General features: G+C 71.1%; 1 protein-coding gene. It reads left to right on the top strand.

Features of this window, described 5'->3' with window-relative positions:
• Positions 1 to 211: transposase (locus ACSHWJ_RS16180; RefSeq protein ID WP_432540155.1), on the top strand; the 211-nt coding region annotated here is incomplete at both ends.

The raw sequence follows: 211 nt of genomic DNA, 5'->3' as shown, positions 1-211 counted from the left end.
AAGCTGGAGGCGGTGCGGCAGGTGCGCGCCGGGCAGGCGATAGAGGTGGTGGCCAAGGTCTTGGGCATCCCCAAGGCGAGTCTGGGCAACGGGGTGCGGCTGGCTGGCAAGGGCGGGCTCGGCGGTGTGGGCGGCGCAGACAAAGCCGATCGGGTCTCGCCCGAGCAGATGGAAATCGCCCGGCTGCGCGCCGAAAACGCCCGCCTTCGCA

This window comes from Methylococcus sp. S1M (genome assembly GCF_051295855.1).
Classification (GTDB): domain Bacteria; phylum Pseudomonadota; class Gammaproteobacteria; order Methylococcales; family Methylococcaceae; genus Methylococcus; species Methylococcus capsulatus.
This window is presented reverse-complemented; position numbering and strand designations above follow the sequence as displayed.